The sequence below is a fragment of the Tenacibaculum sp. SG-28 genome (genome assembly GCF_002954385.1).
GTDB lineage: Bacteria > Bacteroidota > Bacteroidia > Flavobacteriales > Flavobacteriaceae > Polaribacter.
This window is the reverse complement of record NZ_MQVY01000001.1, coordinates 560,394-576,075: the sequence shown is the minus strand read 5'-3', so window position 1 is coordinate 576,075 and position 15,682 is coordinate 560,394. Positions and strand designations below refer to the sequence as shown.

Below are 15,682 nucleotides of genomic sequence, written 5' to 3'. Positions count from 1 at the left end.
TGATGACCAAAAAGACATACGCAAGCATTCATGATTTTCTAAATGATACTTCATTTCAAAATTGGGCACAAAACAACCAACTTTCTGATGTTGCTTTTTGGGATTCTTGGATAGAAAACAATCCTTCTAAAAAACACCTTGCTTTTGAAGCAAGAGACATACTACTCGGTATTAACTTCATTAAGAAAGACGTTTCCAGTAGCCACGTAAATAAAGAATGGAATAAATTGGAGACCATACTTAAAGAAAAGCAAAAGCCTTCTGTTACGAAATCATTAATAGACACATTTACTATCAAACACGTTATCGCTGCTTGTTTTTTAATCGGTTTAACACTATTCTACTACAACAACTACAGTAATTCTTTTGTATCTTTTAATACAGACTTTGGTGAAGTTTTACACCTTAAATTAAAGGACGGAACGTATGTTACTTTAAACTCGAACTCTAGTTTAAAATACAATAAAAATGATGTAAGAGAGGTATGGTTAGCAGGAGAAGCTTATTTTAATGTTTCTGAAACAGAAAACAACAATCTAAAATTCGAAGTACACACCGAAGATCTTACAGTTCAGGTATACGGAACTGAATTTAATGTAAATACACACCGAAAAAAAACAGAAGTATTTTTAGAGAAAGGTAACATCTGGTTAGCCTTAAATAACGGAAATTCAAAAAGAATGTCTCCAGGCAATTATATTGAATATTCCTCAATTCAAAAAAGAATTGTCATGGATAAAGACATCGTATACAGCAAAGATAAAATTGCTTGGAAAAACGGTAAGTTGGTATTTGATAATTTTACGCTTGAAAAAGCGCTATTAAAGATCACAGATACCTATGGTGTAACTTTTGTTTATGACAATCCGGAATTGAAAAAAACACCAATCACAGGAACGGTCCCAACCACAAATCTGGAAATATGTTTAAATGCAATCAAAAAATCTGCAAACATTACGCTTAAAAAAGAAAATGATAAATTAGTGGTTTGTAAAAACTAAAAATTAACACGTTTGAATTTTAAATTTAATACATCACTTACAGGTATTTTCTTGGTTGTATTCTATTTGTATAATTCAGCAGTTTTTTCACAGACTAAAAAATTAGAGAATTTAACTTTTGTACTAGAAAAAATCAGTGCAAAACACGATGTTTTTTTTACCTACAACCCAACAAAAATAAAGAACATTGCGATAGACACAACTAGTTTCTATACCTTCAATTTACCACAAAAAATTAACGCTGTTAAAAGGCAAACAGAATATAAAATTGAATATCTTGGAAATAAATATTATGTTGTTTATAAATACGATATAAACGATAAAGCAGTTACAGATCCCATTCTAAAAAGTACCGCCTCTAATACAATACTTCCAAAAGACACTCTACCTACAAAATTCTTATTTAGAGGTGTTGTAATAAATCAATACTACGAACCTATTAAGGGTGTATCTATTTTAGAAAACAACACACAAAATGGTACTATCTCGAATGAATTTGGTGAATTCACGTTAGAAATACACAACAAAAATACGATTCAGTTTTCTCATGTAGGCTACAAAGAGATAGGGATACAACCGGAGGTTAACTTTATGAAAATAATGTTAAAATCCGGTTTGGAATTGGATGAAATATCGTTGGTTGGGTCTAGAAATAAAAAACGAAAAAAAATAGACTCTCCAGTTGCTACAGATATTATCACACTAGAAAATGTTCAACAAAAGAGCTCTCTTTTAGGGTTGAATCAGCTTATTCAAAATGAAATTCCTTCTTTCAATGCCACAAGACAATCTGGTTCTGATGGAGCAGATCATATAGTACCAGCAACCTACAGGGGTCTTGGACCTGACCAAACACTTATTCTAATCAATGGAAAACGAAGGCATCAAGCTTCTTTGATTAACTTGTATGGCACAAGAGGACGTGGGAACTCGGGAACCGACCTAAATACGATCCCGGCTTCTGCCATTAAGAAAATCGAAATACTAAAAGATGGTGCTTCGGCACAATATGGATCGGATGCCATTGCTGGAGTAATGAATATTGTTCTAAAAGACCAAGTAAACGAAACCACAGCAAGCACTACTCTAGGTATATATAATGCAAATAACAATACCCTTACGAGTAAAAAAGGTCTTGATGGATTCACACAAAAAACAGACATTAATCTTGGAACTAAAATCAACAAAAAAGGATTCGTAAATTTTAGTGCAGAATACCGCAACAAAGCACATACCTTTAGAAGAGGTACAAATATTCGCGAAAACTACGGAAATGCCGCTGTAATAGGAACTGCTCTATTTCTAAATTCTGAAATCCCTTTGGGTAATTTTACCTCTATCTACGGAAATGGTGGTTACAGCTATAAAAACACAGATGCATACGCCTTTACAAGACCTGAGAATAGCGAAAGAAATGTTAAAGAGATTTATCCAAATGGGTTTAACCCTGCAATAACATCCGATATTACAGACACATCCATAAATCTGGGAATTAAGAGTAGTTTTAAAAATTGGAATATTGATTTTAGCAATACCTTTGGCAAAAACAACTTTCAATACACTATTGAGAAAACCTTAAATGCCACTTTGTTAGAAAAATCTCCAGCAGTATTCAATGCAGGAGGACACAGTTTACTTCAAAACACTACAAACATTGATTTTTCCAAAAATTTCCCGAGCCTATGCGAAGGATTGAACTTTGCCTTTGGTTTTGAAAACCGGGTAGAAAACTACACTATTTTTGCAGGTGAAGAGGCCTCTTATGCATCTTATGATACAAATGGAAGTATAGTAACTGTAGATACACCTATTGAGAATATTCCTAGTTATAACGGTGTAATAAGACCTGGTGGCTCACAAGGTTTTCCAGGATATGCTCCAGGAAATGAAGTTGATGAGTCACGAGTTAGCTTTAGCACCTACACAGATCTCGAGCTAGACCTTTCAAAAGATTGGATTGTTGCAGCCGCTACACGATTTGAAAACTACAGTGATTTTGGTGCTACCTTTAATATAAAATTGGCGAGCAGTTATAAGTTTTCTCCTAACACCAGCATAAGAACCTCTATAAGTACCGGATTTAGAGCACCTTCATTAGCGCAATTGTATTACAATCTAAAATTTACGAATTACATAGATAAAAATCCAAAAGAATCCTATCTCATAGCAAATAATAACCCTATCATTGAAGCATTCGGCATTCAAAAATTACAAGAAGAAAAAGCTATAAATTATAACTTTAGTATTTATCAAAAAATATCTTCTGGGTTTAATATTTCGTTAGACGCGTATTATATTGGAATAAAAAATAGAATAATTCTTAGTGGAAACTTTGATGCCTCAGAGCTGTATTCTGACATACAATACATACAGTTTTTTGCTAATGGAGTAGATACAGACACGTATGGTTTAGATTTCAAAATAAATTGGTTAAAGAAATTCACAGATTCTAAAATAGCAATAGATTTGACAGGAAATTTTAACCAGATGAAAATTTCCGATATACAAAATAAAGATCTCGATGAAGAGGTCTTTTTTGGGATACGAGAACAATATTTTCTCCGTGCTTCTGCACCAGATCATAAAATTTTTCTCAATTTGGGATATGAAACGGATAAATACGCTATAAACACTACACTAACAAGATTTAGTAGTTTAGCCCTGATAGACTGGCAAATATACAGACCCTTGAGTGATTTTAATAACTCAGAAAAAGACTGGCTCGAGGCTGCTCTTGACAAATATGCAGCAAAATACACTTTAGATACGCATCTATCTTATAAATTATCCAAATTGTTTACCGTTCAAATTGGTGCTAATAATCTTTTTAATGCCTATCCCACAGAACAAGGACCTAACACAGACAGCGGTGGAATTTGGGATGCAGTGCAAATGGGAAGTAATGGTGCCTTCTATTATTCGAAACTTTTATTTTCTTTTTAAATAAACATTAGAGCATTATTTCTTCACAAAAATGGCCCAATAAAATTTTTATAGTTTTTAAAAATTTAAAGTTTCTCACTATAAAAACGCAATAAAATTAAAATTTCTTTAAAAAATAATTAAAAAAATAGAGTATCTATTGTAAAGTTAGTTCTTATAAACATAGAGGAAGTAAAACTCCTAAATGCAAAATTTAACTAATACCTATTTTATGAAGAAACTTTTTACATTATTTTCTGCAATTCTATTTTGCAGTGTCTCGTTTGCTCAGATGCAAATTTCAGGAACTGTAGTAGATGCAAACAATGAAGGGCTTCCAGGTGCAAATGTGGTAGAAAAAGGAACCACGAATGGAACAAATACAGATTTTGACGGTAAATTTTCACTCACCGTCCAAGACAATGCAACCATAATTGTGAGTTTTTCAGGTTTTGAAACACAAGAAATCAAAATTACTGATCAAAATGTACTTACTGTTGTGTTACAAGAAGGGCTTCAATTAGATGAAGTTGTTGTAACCGGAAGTAGAACACCAGCGAGAAGTAATACCTCTAGTCCACTACCAGTAGATATTGTTGGCGTAAAAGAATTACAAGCAACTGGTCAAGCCACTTTTGACAAAGCACTACAATACAAGATTCCATCATTTAACACGGTACAAACACCAGTAAATGACGCTACATCACTATTAGATCCTTATGAAATTAGAAATATGGGGCCTAGTAGAACCCTTATATTAATTAATGGTAAACGTAAAAATTTAAGTGCTCTTTTATACACGCAAACCTCACCAGGACGTGGAGAAACAGGAGCAGATATCTCAGGAATTCCTACCGATGCGATAAAAAGTATTCAAATACTTCGTGATGGAGCTTCAGCACAATATGGTTCTGATGCTATTGCTGGGGTAATGAATATAATTTTAAAAGATGACTACAAAAATGGATCTGCTACCTTTAGATCTGGTATTACTGGTGAGGGAGATGGAGAAATGCTTGGAGTAAGTTTAAATAACGGAAGTAGATTTGGGGATAGAGGATTTATCAACTATACTATTGACTTTTCGAAAACTCAAATGGCAAACAGACCCGGGACAGTTGATGCAGAGGGAGAAGCTGGTGATTTCGGAGCCGACCTTGCTGATGTGCAAGAATTTTTATCTAGAAAACCAGATGCCGGAAACATAAATGCCTCACCAGAAACAACTGCTGCTAAATTTTTAATCAATGGTAGTTATGACATTTCAGAAACAAGTGATTTATATTTTAATGCAGCTTATGTTTACAAAATGGTAAACAGTTTTGCAAATTACAGAACACCATATTGGAGAACCGTGGAAGACTTTCCTTATTTGGCAGACTTTTTCCCAGGAAACAATCCTAATAATCCGAGAGGTTATGATGGGTACTTACCAACTTTTGAAGGATTATTAGGGGATTATAATGCGACACTAGGAATAAAGAGCACAATTAACGAGTGGAATATTGATGGTAGTGTTACTGTGGGAGGAAATAAGCAAACGTATACCGTAAGTAATTCACACAATAGAAGTACTATTTTGGATGAAAATGGAGAAAATATTTACCGTGAGAATAGTCCTATTGTATTCAAGCCAGGAGGTACAGCATTCAGTCATATTGTTGGAAATATAGACATTTCAAGAATACTATCCGATCAAGTATCTATTGCATTTGGTTCGGAATTTAGAGCTGAAAATTTTGAAGTATTAGAAGGAGATTTAGCCTCGTATGACGGTATAGGTGCAGATTCTTTCGCAGGAAATAGACCGGAAAATTCAGGAGAATTTAGCCGATATAATTTAGGAGGATATTTCAGTCTTGATTGGGATATTAATGAAGACTTTTTAATTAACGGTACGATTAGAGCAGAAAACTATTCAGACTTTGGTAGTACTTTTGTTTGGAAAGCAAGTTCTCGCTATAAATTTGCCCAAGATAAATATACGTTAAGAGCTTCGGTGTCTACCGGATTTAGAGCACCAACCCTACATCAAATTTACACGCAAAAAAACAATATAGTTTTGTTGCAGGAGAAGGAATACAAGTGAGTGGTTTAATTAATAATGTCTCTAGAGAAGCAAGACAACTTGGGGTTGCTAAACTTAAAGCAGAGGAATCTACTAACTTTACCATTGGTATGGGTGGAAAGCCTTTTAGAAACTTTAGCTTTACGCTAGATTACTACAATATCGCTGTAGACGATAGAATTGTTTTAAGTAATGAATTGGCTACTTCTTTTGGAACGGTTAGTTACTTCTCTAATGCAATTGACACGAGAACTTCAGGAATAGATTTTGTAGCGAACTATGGTAATATCGCATTAGGTAATGGTAAATTAGGCTTCAATTTAGCTGGAAACTACATGATAGAAAATGGAAGGACAGATGACAACGGAGATGCTTTAATCGACTTAACCCAAGAAGCACTTTTATTTACCTCAAGACCAAAGACAAAATGGATTCTTGGAGCAAACTATGATATTGGAAAATTTAATTTTAATCTAAACAACACCTATTTTGGAACTACTGAGTTTAGACAAGCAGGTTTAGACTCTAATTTAAGAACAGAATTTACCCCTAAAATCGTAACCGATTTAGGAATTAATTATAACGTAGATAGTAATTGGACCATTGCTTTAAATGCTAATAATCTATTTAACGTATTACCAGAATGGGAGTTTAAAGCCAACAATGCTGCCGGTTCAAGTATTTTAGCAGATCCTGCACAGGTAAAAACACAATCTAATTTAATTACTTTTAACCAACGTTACTCACAAATGACGTATGATGGTTATCACTTTAGTCAGTTAGGATCGATGTTTAATTTATCGGTAAACTACAGATTCTAGTATACAATAATTTTTTTCATTATATATTTAATTATATATGTTTATCTCGAGATTCTGCGATGTAGGTCTCGAGATTTTTTTACGATGTATTTTTTCACTTTTAATTACGCCATAGCATATCAAACAAAAAAAGCCACCCTCTGGGTGGCTTAAATAAGTATCAAATTTCACTATTTATTCTGCGGTAACTTCTACAATTTCAATTGGAGGAGTTAAGGTCTTTTGCTGTTTGGTATCTACCTTTGCTAGACCACAAGGATTAGTGCTTCCACAAGCATAGAAAGAAGCTAAGGTTAAAATACAAATAAGGGGGTAAATTATTTTTTTCATTTGAGAGATTTTGATTAACAAATATACATATTTCTGATTAACTTCTCCGGAGCAACTCTTTCGGATATAACGTTTAATGCAATTAATTTATTTTGAAAACTTAAAATTTCTTCTTCCGTAATTGGTTCGCCTTTATTCCATTCCGTCAAAGACAACCACCTCTGAATGTCTTCTATTTTTTGCTCGTAACGTTCGGCTAAGGTTACATCAATTCCACTAATAGTTTTAAAATTTTTAGTACAATTATTTATCGTATCCAAGATACCTACAATTGCTTCCGGGTAATTCTCCAAAACTTCATCTCTAATGGCAATAACAAAACACGGCCATGGTGTTAAACAATCCCCTACCCTTCTAAAGGTTCCATTATCTACTAAAGGCTTCGTGGTAAAATGTTCCCACATAAAATAATCAGCTGTACCGTTTTCGAGTGCTGAAATTCCACCTTGTAAATCACCAACTACTTTAAATTTCATGGCGTGTATATCCCAGCCTCTATTTTGTGCATTGACGATAGCCATCAAATGTGAACCAGAGCCATACCTACTAATTGCAACTGTAGCACCTTCCAAAGAATCAATACTATCAAATGTAGAGTTTGCAGCAACATGAATGCCCCATATCAAAGGACTGTCTACAAATGTTTGGGTTATTTTTGAAGGATTTCCATCAATAATATCTTTTATGATACCTTCCGTTAAAACAATTGCAATATCTATCTCACCATTTCGTAAGGCTTTACACATAGCACCAGTGCCGCCTGGAAAGTCTTTCCAACGCAAATTTATGTCTTGCGCCGCATATTGTTTATCTTTTAGGGTAATATACCAAGGATAATTAAAATGTTCCGGTACACCACCAATTTTTATATCCAGCATCTATTCTGTAAATTTATTTAAAGTATAAACTATCAAGTCTTCCATCGTTTTATCAGGATCGTGACTGAAGGTTCCATTGGCTCTATTGGCCATTATTGCATTCATGGAAATGGCATTGTGTCCTAGTAATTTTGATAGACCATAAATCGCAGAGGTCTCCATTTCCAGATTAGTGATTCTATTACCTTGGTACACAAAACTATCTATTTTGCGATTTAACTGCTCGTCTTGAAGTGACAAACGAAGCACTCGTCCTTGAGGGCCATAAAAACCACCGGCGGTTGCAGTTATTCCACGATGTACTTTTGAAGATATAAATTGTTGTTCCAAAACCTCACTATTGGAAATGAGAAGCGGATCTGCTTTTCTAGAGCTCCAATTTGTATGCTCTTTAAAAGCCCTTTCTATATCTAAATTTGAAATTGTATCTACCTGATATGCATGTAACATGCCGTTAAGGTCTAGGGCATGCGAACTCAATAAGAAACTATCTACTGGTATATCTGCCTGCAGAGATCCTGAAGTTCCTATTCGTACAATATTTAAAGTGGTGTGGTTTAATTTTGGTGTTCGAGCTACGAGATCGATATTAACAATAGCGTCGAGTTCATTCAAGACAATGTCAATGTTGTCTGGACCAATACCAGTAGAAATTACACTAATACGTTTGTTTTTGTACCTTCCGGTAGTGGTTTTAAATTCCCGTTTTTGTGTAGTGAATTCAATTTCATCAAAAAACGTAGTAACCTTATCTACACGGTACTGATCGCCGACAAAAATGATATCTGTGGCTATGTTTTCTTGCTTTAAATTTAAGTGATATATACTTCCGTCTGAATTTAAAATGAGTTCAGAATGTTGTATGTTCATTTACGATGTAATTTTAAGTAGCTTCTTAGATTCCTCTACAAATAAAAAGCTGTATTTTTTGGAACCACCAAGATACGAAAAATCAGAACGCATATTAGCATAATAATTTACCTGATATGAAAGCACTTTTTTTCCCAGTCTACTTAATTTCACAGGATGAAAAGAAGTGAACAGTCCCTTTAATTGTTTTAGCTTGTACAGGTACTGTTTATTTGTAAATCCGTAAGTAGTATCCTTTTGTATTGTATCGGTTAAAAAAGATTCTCTTGTAAGAAAACTATCAGAAGTTGCTCGATGTAATAAATTGTTTTCCATAACATTTAAGCCATTTTTTAAGGAGGGGAAACGTTGTAAGTGAATTTTAATAGAATTCTCAAGATGTACAAGAGGTGTATTTGGGTTAAAAAGATAGGCTGTTTCTAAACGCAATGGATTGTCGGAACTATAAATTTGCCAAATATAATCTGCATATTCGATGTCATTTTGTGATAATGTAACTCTATTGTTAAAATAATTCTTTAGTAGTTCCTTGTTTGTTGGTACATCGGATTCTATAGTCGTAATAAAATCAAAACTATTAGTGCCATTCACAATAGAAATTTTTCGTCCTCTACGATAACTTTTTAACCAACTTATTATGGCAATATTATTGATTTGACTATACAAGTCGTTGGTAAACCAAAGCACAATTTCGTCTTGGGTTTTTTGTTTGCATAAATTTCTGTACTCTTTTAGAGTATTATCAATAAAAGATTTCTTACTAAGCTTATAGGTTGTTTTAAAAAAATCAAATCTTGTTTTCCAAAAATCTTCACTACCAACTTTAAGGGTAGTTTTACCCTCACACAGCATCTCTCTCCAAGTAATTACTGGGCTACTAATACCGAGCACCTGAATCGCTTCAGCAGTTTTTAAAGAATCCGTAATGTGTAGAATGGATGCAGACATAATACCATAAATATTAACGATTTATATACGCTATAAGATTATAACGAAATTTTAGAGATTGTATTGCACTAAACACCATTAATTAAGACAAACAATAGGCTCACAGAAATAACTCCGCAAGAAACTAGTGGTACTTTATCCTCCAACACGTTTAACCTTAAACCCTTTGCTCTGCAATATATCCATTATTTTATCTCGGTAATCCCCCTGAATAATAATGGTGTCTTCCTTGAAACTACCACCAACACTTAATTTGGTTTTAATTTCTTTAGCTAACTTCTTAAAATCTGCAGTTGCTCCAGTGTAACCATCAATTATAGTAATTGGTTTTCCTTTCCTTTTTTCATATTTACACAAAAGCGGGGCGTCTTGCAACCAAATATCTGGCTTAACCTCTTTTTCTTTTTCTGTAAACTCATGATCTGGGAAAAGATTTTTAAGTTGATCTTGTAAATCCATACTATTTTATTAAACCTAGTTCGCGAAGTCGCTCGTTCAAAAATTCACCTGCAGTAATATCCTCAAACATTTTAGGGTGTTTGGCATCGATACAATTTTCCAGCACGTTTAACTTCATATCCGAAATCGGATGCATAAAGAAAGGAATAGAATATCTCGAGGTTTTCCACAACTCCTTTGGCGGGTTTACTACACGGTGTATGGTAGATTTTAACTTATTATTACTGTGTCGAGAAAGCATATCGCCCACATTGATCATTAGTTCATCAGGTTCTGCAATAGCATCAATCCATTCTCCTTGGTTATTTTGTACTTGTAAACCTTTTCCTTGGGCACCCATTAAAAGTGTAATCAGATTAATATCTCCATGTGCAGCAGCTCTTACAGCACCTTTAGGTTCTTCTTTGATGGGAGGATAATGAATAGGACGTAAAATACTATTCCCGTTTTTAATGTATGCGTCAAAGTAAGTTTCTTCTAAACCAAGGTGTAAAGCGAGAGAACGCAAAACATACTTAGCAGTTTTTTCTAACATTTTATAGGTCTGCTTTCCTACTTCGTTGAATTTTGGCAATTCCTCAACCACAACATTTGCAGGATACTCTGCTTCAAGTTTAGGATTATCTTCAACATATTGTCCAAAATGCCAAAACTCCTTAAGATCACCTTCTTTTTTACCCTTAGCAGACTCTTTCCCGAAAGAAACATATCCGCGTTGTCCTCCAATACCAGGTATTTCGTATTTTTGTTTAACCTCTTCTGGTAAATCAAAAAATTCTTTATTTCTGTATATAAATTTTCGACAAGTTCGTTATCTAAAAAATGACCTTTTAAAGCAACAAATCCAATGTTTTCGTAGGCATTACCAATTTCACTAATGAAATTTTCTTTCTTGATGTATCTTCCGAAAGAAAATCTTCTAAATTTACACTTGGAATCTTATTCATTGTTAATAACTTTAATTATTATTTATGTAAAGTTAGTAAAATAGGGCGAATGATTAAAAATTACTTATTAACAAAAGGTATCAAATAAGAAACAGTATAAAAGAAACCAAATCCGGTATTACTTGCAAAAACGCGATTAAAACCTGGTGTGTACAAGGTTTTAAAACCTTCTTGGTCTTCTACACTAATCATAATTTTATAGGAGAAACCAACTCCTAAAAAAAAGATTTTTAAAAGTTTCTACTTTCATTCCTAGTTGCAATTCCATCCAATGCGCAGTTAAGCCTGTTTCGGTTATTGGAGTCTCTATAGTCTCGGCAGGAAAATAAGGTAAATTATTTTCAATACCCGTGGTTACGTTTGGCGTAAAACTATCTAATGTTTGTTCAAATAAAGAAAACCCGTATCTTCCACCAATAAAAATTTCATTATTCATATCTAACCAATTGGAATACGCATTATAGTTTGCCCCTATTCTCACGAAACTACCTTTGGCCGTAGACGTAGTAAAATCTTCAAATGTGGTCTCTTCCTCATAGCCTAGCTCTGCAGCAAGATACCAATTCTTTTTAATTCTGTAATCTCCAAAGACTTCGAATCCACCATAACTCTTATCTATTATGGCAAGAATAGGCTTACTAATATCTGCTCCAATCCTTAAACCATACCCTGTTTTGTATACTACAGTATCTTGAGAGGTTGCTATTTCTTCTTCTTGTTGCCCTAAAGAATAAAAAGAACAAAAAAGAAAATAAAAACTAATGATATACTTGAACATGTGCTTGAAATTGGTTATCGATTAAAGGAACTTCTTTCACGGATAAAGAATCTATCCAAGAACTGCTGCCGGAACTTGTCTCCAATGTTAGATCTTTAAATATAAATCTAAATCCACAAGAACGCGATACGTAGTCCTCTTCAGGAGTGTAACGAATAGTGAGTGTCGATTCTTTATTTTGTGTACTACTTCCATTTCCATCATTCATTTTGAGAAGATATATTGTTTCTAAGGTATTTGTATTTAATGGGATAGCAATAGAATCTGTACTTGTACTAGTAAATAAACTATCCGTTATTTGCTTACCATCTGCAATAACCGATAATCGCTGCACTATTTTTGTTTCTGTTATATTTTCGGTATCGTAAAAACGCAATACTAAATTTGGGGTTACAGGGGTTTGAACACAAAAATCATCTTTTTCACATGAGGATGTGAAGAGTAATAGCATTCCAAAAATTAAAAAAAATATTTTTCTCATTGTATTATTTTTCAAACAGAACAATTGTTTCTATGTGGGCCGTATGCGGAAATTGATCTACCAAACTAATTTTTTTTAAGGTATATCCTGCCTTGATTAGTTCCTCTGTATCCCTAGCCTGTGTCGCAGGATTACAAGATACATAAACCATTCGATCTGCATTAATATTTATAATTTTTTTAAGAGTTTTAGGTGCAATGCCAGCACGAGCTGGGTCTAAAATAATGGTTCTAATTTTATTTTTATACACAGGATGTTCTTGCAAAAACTTTCCTACATCGGCAGCAAAAAAGGTTACTCCTTCAATGTTATTTCTTTTAGCATTTTTTCTTGCATCCTTTATGGCTGCAGCTACAATATCTACTCCAATTATTTTGGTGTTATTGGCCTTAGAGGCAATAATTTGCCCGATGGTTCCGGTACCACAAAACAAATCCATCACTACGGTATTATCTATGGCTTCTTTATTCTCTAGGGCATATTCTGCTACTTTACTGTATAATTTTTCTGCAGATTTAGGATTAGTCTGAAAAAAACTTTTCATACTAATCTCAAAATTTAGGTCTAATAAACTCTCTACAATTTTTTCTTTTCCATATACCAATGAAATACTACCCGAAGTTGCAATTGTTCTATCTCCAATCTCATCGTTAATTGTATGCAAGAGACCGGCAATACGAGTGCCAAATAGAGATACTAAAAAATCCGCAAATTTCGCAAGATCAAACTTAGGAAGGTCATAAGATGTTGTTACAAGATTACACAAAAGCTGGTTAGTTTTGTAAGATTTGCGAACTACAAAATACCTAAAAAAACCTTCTTTTCTTGGAGCGTGCCAGGGAGCCAATCCTGTTGCTTTACAATATGCTCTAATCTTGTGTAAATTATTTTCAAAATCTTCATCAAAAAGCCCGCTATCCTTATTTAGATTTTCTCCCATCCACCAAGTACCTCTTCTCTTAAACCCTAAAGTAAATTCATCCACATCCTTTTTACTTTCCGGATCGTATCCTATGGCCGAAAAACTATATTCCATTTTATTTCGATAGTGGTAAAGATTTGGAGAGGAAACAAACGTATCAAAACAGTCTTCTATCGTGTCTATTTTCCCTATTTTTTTAAACAAAGACATGGTACTTTCATACTTGTATCTATGCTGAATTCCAATAGGTAAATTGATATACGGTGCTCCGGGAATATGCTGAAATATTGGTTGGTTCTCATCTTCTGATGGCTTTACGACCTCTATTAGCTTACACTCCGCATAATTCTTTTTAGATTTTTCTACTCTCGCTTTTACCGTTTGGCCCGGTAAGGTATTGGGTACAAAAACAACAAACTCTCCTAATTCTGATCGAATACGACCAATTCCTTTGCCGCCAAAGGCATAATCTTCAATCAAAATCTCGAGAATCTCCCCTCTTTTCACAAATTTATTTCGTTCTCTTCTAGGCATTATTGGCTTTAATTTATACTGTGCAAAATTAGGAAAAGAAGTTAGAAAAAAAGGATCTCCTTAAAAATCCTTTTGAAAAATCAAAAAGACAAAAAAATATTTAAGAGAAATAACACGTTTACAAAGGATAATATTGACCTTAGATTTTACCAACCACCGAATATTTAGTAATTTGCAATTCTTTAGGGATGATTTCTCTCCCACGCTGCTTTTTCGAACTACATCGAAAGAATAAAGGTACAGTAGGAATGGTTATTTTATGAATTTTAAAAAATTAAAGAAATGGCTGTTTTAGAAAAAATTAGTTCACAGCAAGCAATCGAATTGGAAAATAAATATGGTGCGCATAACTACCATCTTTACCTGTAGTACTGAGTAAAGGGGAAGGCGTATATGTTTGGGACACAGAAGGAAAAAAATATTATGATTTCCTATCTGCATATTCAGCAGTTAACCAAGGACATTGTCATCCAAGAATTATCAATGCTTTAAAAGATCAAGCAGATGTTTTAACACTAACTTCCAGGGCTTTTCACAATGATGTTTTGGGTCAATATGAAAAATACATAACTGAATTATTCGGTTTTGATAAAGTTTTACCAATGAATACAGGAGTTGAAGGTGGTGAAACTGCCATAAAACTCTGTAGAAAATGGGCGTATAAAGTAAAAGGAATTGCAGAAAACAAGGCTAAAATATTATTTGCAGAAAATAATTTTTGGGGCCGAACATTAGCGGCAGTTTCTTCCTCTACTGATCCTAGTGCCTATAACGACTACGGACCGTATTTACCTGGTTTTGAAATTGTAAAATACAACGATTTAAAGGCTCTTGAAAAAGCTTTAGAAGACCCCAACGTTGCCGGGTTTATGGTAGAACCTATTCAGGGTGAAGCAGGTGTAGTAGTGCCAGAGGATGGCTATTTAAAGAAAGCGTATGAATTGTGTAAAGCAAAAAACGTTTTGTTTATAGCAGACGAAGTGCAAACAGGTATTTCTAGAACAGGTAAACTATTTTGCTGCCAGCATGAAAACTTTAGACCGGATATCCTTATTCTAGGAAAAGCTTTAAGTGGTGGTGTATTTCCGGTATCTGCAGTTTTAGCAGATGACGAAATAATGTTAACTATAAAGCCAGGCGAACACGGCTCTACTTTTGGTGGAAATCCATTAGCTTGTCATGTTGCCATGCTGCCTTAGAAGTAGCAACCGAAGAGAAATTAGACGAAAATGCAGAAAGGTTGGGGGTGATTTTTAGAGAAGAGTTAACAAAATTTGCAACTACAAATGAGTTGGTTACTTTGGTTAGAGGTAAAGGACTATTAAATGCTGTAGTTATTAATGACACAGAAGATAGTGATACAGCATGGAATATCTGTTTACAATTACGCGACAACGGGTTACTAGCTAAACCAACACACGGTAATATTATCCGCTTTGCACCTCCTTTAGTTATGAACGAGGAGCAATTAAGAGATTGCATTGGCATTATTAAAAAAACTATTACAGAATATAAAAATAAATAACCATAAAAAGGAGTACGTAAGTACTCCTTTTTAGTGTTGTATGATATCTAGACACTCCCACTAGGAAATTAAACAAAACAATAAATCTATTTTTAGTTTTAGTAACAGCTATATTTAAGGTATAAGGATTATTTTCTCCATCGAGAAATTAAGTTACATTACCTAATTTTTGGTATACCGAATTGAACACCATAATTC

The 15,682-nt window shown here is 33.9% G+C and carries 11 protein-coding genes and 3 pseudogenes; 4 read left to right on the top strand and 10 right to left on the bottom strand.

The genetic code is table 11. From position 1 onward, the window contains the following. Positions 1–2: 2 nt before the first annotated feature. The 3 genes and pseudogenes from BSU00_RS02485 (at position 3) to BSU00_RS02475 (ending at position 6,812) form a co-directional block, all read left to right on the top strand. Positions 3–1,001 (top strand): FecR family protein, encoded by a 999-nt coding sequence (locus tag BSU00_RS02485; RefSeq protein WP_105002975.1) that lies wholly within the window; start codon positions 3–5, stop codon positions 999–1,001. A 12-nt stretch (positions 1,002–1,013) separates the two neighbouring features. After that, positions 1,014–3,944 carry a TonB-dependent receptor domain-containing protein gene (locus BSU00_RS02480; protein WP_233188553.1) on the top strand — a complete coding sequence of 977 codons (2,931 nt, stop codon included), beginning with the start codon at positions 1,014–1,016 and terminating at the stop codon, positions 3,942–3,944. Between the two features lie 211 nt (positions 3,945–4,155). Beyond that, a pseudogene (locus tag BSU00_RS02475) lies at positions 4,156–6,812 on the top strand (TonB-dependent receptor domain-containing protein). Between the two features lie 174 nt (positions 6,813–6,986). On the opposite strand, the gene BSU00_RS12865 reads toward BSU00_RS02475, so the two are convergent. The 10 genes and pseudogenes from BSU00_RS12865 to rlmD all read right to left on the bottom strand — a co-directional run bounded on the left by BSU00_RS12865 (position 6,987) and on the right by rlmD (position 13,959). Then, on the bottom strand, positions 6,987–7,142 hold the full coding sequence (locus BSU00_RS12865; RefSeq protein ID WP_158254383.1) for a hypothetical protein: 156 nt from the start codon (positions 7,140–7,142) through the stop codon (positions 6,987–6,989). Positions 7,143–7,156: 14 nt separating this feature from the next. Further along, complete coding sequence (locus BSU00_RS02470) at positions 7,157–8,020, bottom strand: substrate-binding domain-containing protein (RefSeq protein WP_105002974.1); 864 nt, start codon at positions 8,018–8,020, stop codon at positions 7,157–7,159. Further along, the gene (locus BSU00_RS02465; protein WP_105002973.1) at positions 8,021–8,890 is read right to left on the bottom strand and encodes a nucleoside phosphorylase; all 870 of its coding nucleotides are present in this window, start codon (positions 8,888–8,890) and stop codon (positions 8,021–8,023) included. Further along, on the bottom strand, positions 8,891–9,838 hold the full coding sequence (locus BSU00_RS02460; protein ID WP_105002972.1) for a DUF1835 domain-containing protein: 948 nt from the start codon (positions 9,836–9,838) through the stop codon (positions 8,891–8,893). Positions 9,839–9,973: 135 nt separating this feature from the next. Further along, positions 9,974–10,297 (bottom strand): translation initiation factor, encoded by a 324-nt coding sequence (locus BSU00_RS02455; RefSeq protein ID WP_105002971.1) that lies wholly within the window; start codon positions 10,295–10,297, stop codon positions 9,974–9,976. 1 nt (position 10,298) lies between these two features. Further along, a pseudogene (locus tag BSU00_RS02450) lies at positions 10,299–11,244 on the bottom strand (isopenicillin N synthase family dioxygenase). Between the two features lie 60 nt (positions 11,245–11,304). After that, positions 11,305–11,436 carry a DUF6048 family protein gene (locus tag BSU00_RS13650; protein ID WP_255402263.1) on the bottom strand — a complete coding sequence of 44 codons (132 nt, stop codon included), beginning with the start codon at positions 11,434–11,436 and terminating at the stop codon, positions 11,305–11,307. A 4-nt stretch (positions 11,437–11,440) separates the two neighbouring features. Next, positions 11,441–12,022: a DUF6048 family protein gene (locus tag BSU00_RS02445; RefSeq protein ID WP_255402262.1), complete on the bottom strand. Its 582-nt coding sequence runs from the start codon at positions 12,020–12,022 to the stop codon at positions 11,441–11,443. Then, positions 12,003–12,503, bottom strand: a complete 501-nt coding sequence (locus BSU00_RS02440; protein ID WP_105003393.1) for a DUF6452 family protein — start codon at positions 12,501–12,503, stop codon at positions 12,003–12,005. The genes BSU00_RS02445 and BSU00_RS02440 overlap by 20 nt, the downstream gene beginning before the upstream one ends. 4 nt (positions 12,504–12,507) lie before the next feature. Continuing rightward, positions 12,508–13,959 (bottom strand): 23S rRNA (uracil(1939)-C(5))-methyltransferase RlmD, encoded by a 1,452-nt coding sequence (gene rlmD, locus BSU00_RS02435; RefSeq protein ID WP_105002970.1) that lies wholly within the window; start codon positions 13,957–13,959, stop codon positions 12,508–12,510. Between the two features lie 282 nt (positions 13,960–14,241). On the opposite strand from rlmD, the pseudogene rocD reads away from it, so the two are divergent. Beyond that, positions 14,242–15,484, top strand: a pseudogene (gene rocD / locus BSU00_RS02430) (ornithine--oxo-acid transaminase). The last annotated feature ends 198 nt before the right edge of the window (positions 15,485–15,682 follow it).

Coding starts and splice junctions, on each gene's coding strand:
- BSU00_RS02485 (WP_105002975.1), top strand. CDS start 3: ATGACCAAAAAGACATACGCAAGCATTCATGATTTTCTAAATGATACT.
- BSU00_RS02455 (WP_105002971.1), bottom strand. CDS start 10,297: ATGGATTTACAAGATCAACTTAAAAATCTTTTCCCAGATCATGAGTTT.
- BSU00_RS12865 (WP_158254383.1), bottom strand. CDS start 7,142: ATGAAAAAAATAATTTACCCCCTTATTTGTATTTTAACCTTAGCTTCT.
- BSU00_RS02470 (WP_105002974.1), bottom strand. CDS start 8,020: ATGCTGGATATAAAAATTGGTGGTGTACCGGAACATTTTAATTATCCT.
- BSU00_RS13650 (WP_255402263.1), bottom strand. CDS start 11,436: ATGATTAGTGTAGAAGACCAAGAAGGTTTTAAAACCTTGTACACACCA.
- rlmD (WP_105002970.1), bottom strand. CDS start 13,959: ATGCCTAGAAGAGAACGAAATAAATTTGTGAAAAGAGGGGAGATTCTC.
- BSU00_RS02460 (WP_105002972.1), bottom strand. CDS start 9,838: ATGTCTGCATCCATTCTACACATTACGGATTCTTTAAAAACTGCTGAA.
- BSU00_RS02440 (WP_105003393.1), bottom strand. CDS start 12,503: ATGAGAAAAATATTTTTTTTAATTTTTGGAATGCTATTACTCTTCACA.
- BSU00_RS02445 (WP_255402262.1), bottom strand. CDS start 12,022: ATGTTCAAGTATATCATTAGTTTTTATTTTCTTTTTTGTTCTTTTTAT.
- BSU00_RS02465 (WP_105002973.1), bottom strand. CDS start 8,890: ATGAACATACAACATTCTGAACTCATTTTAAATTCAGACGGAAGTATA.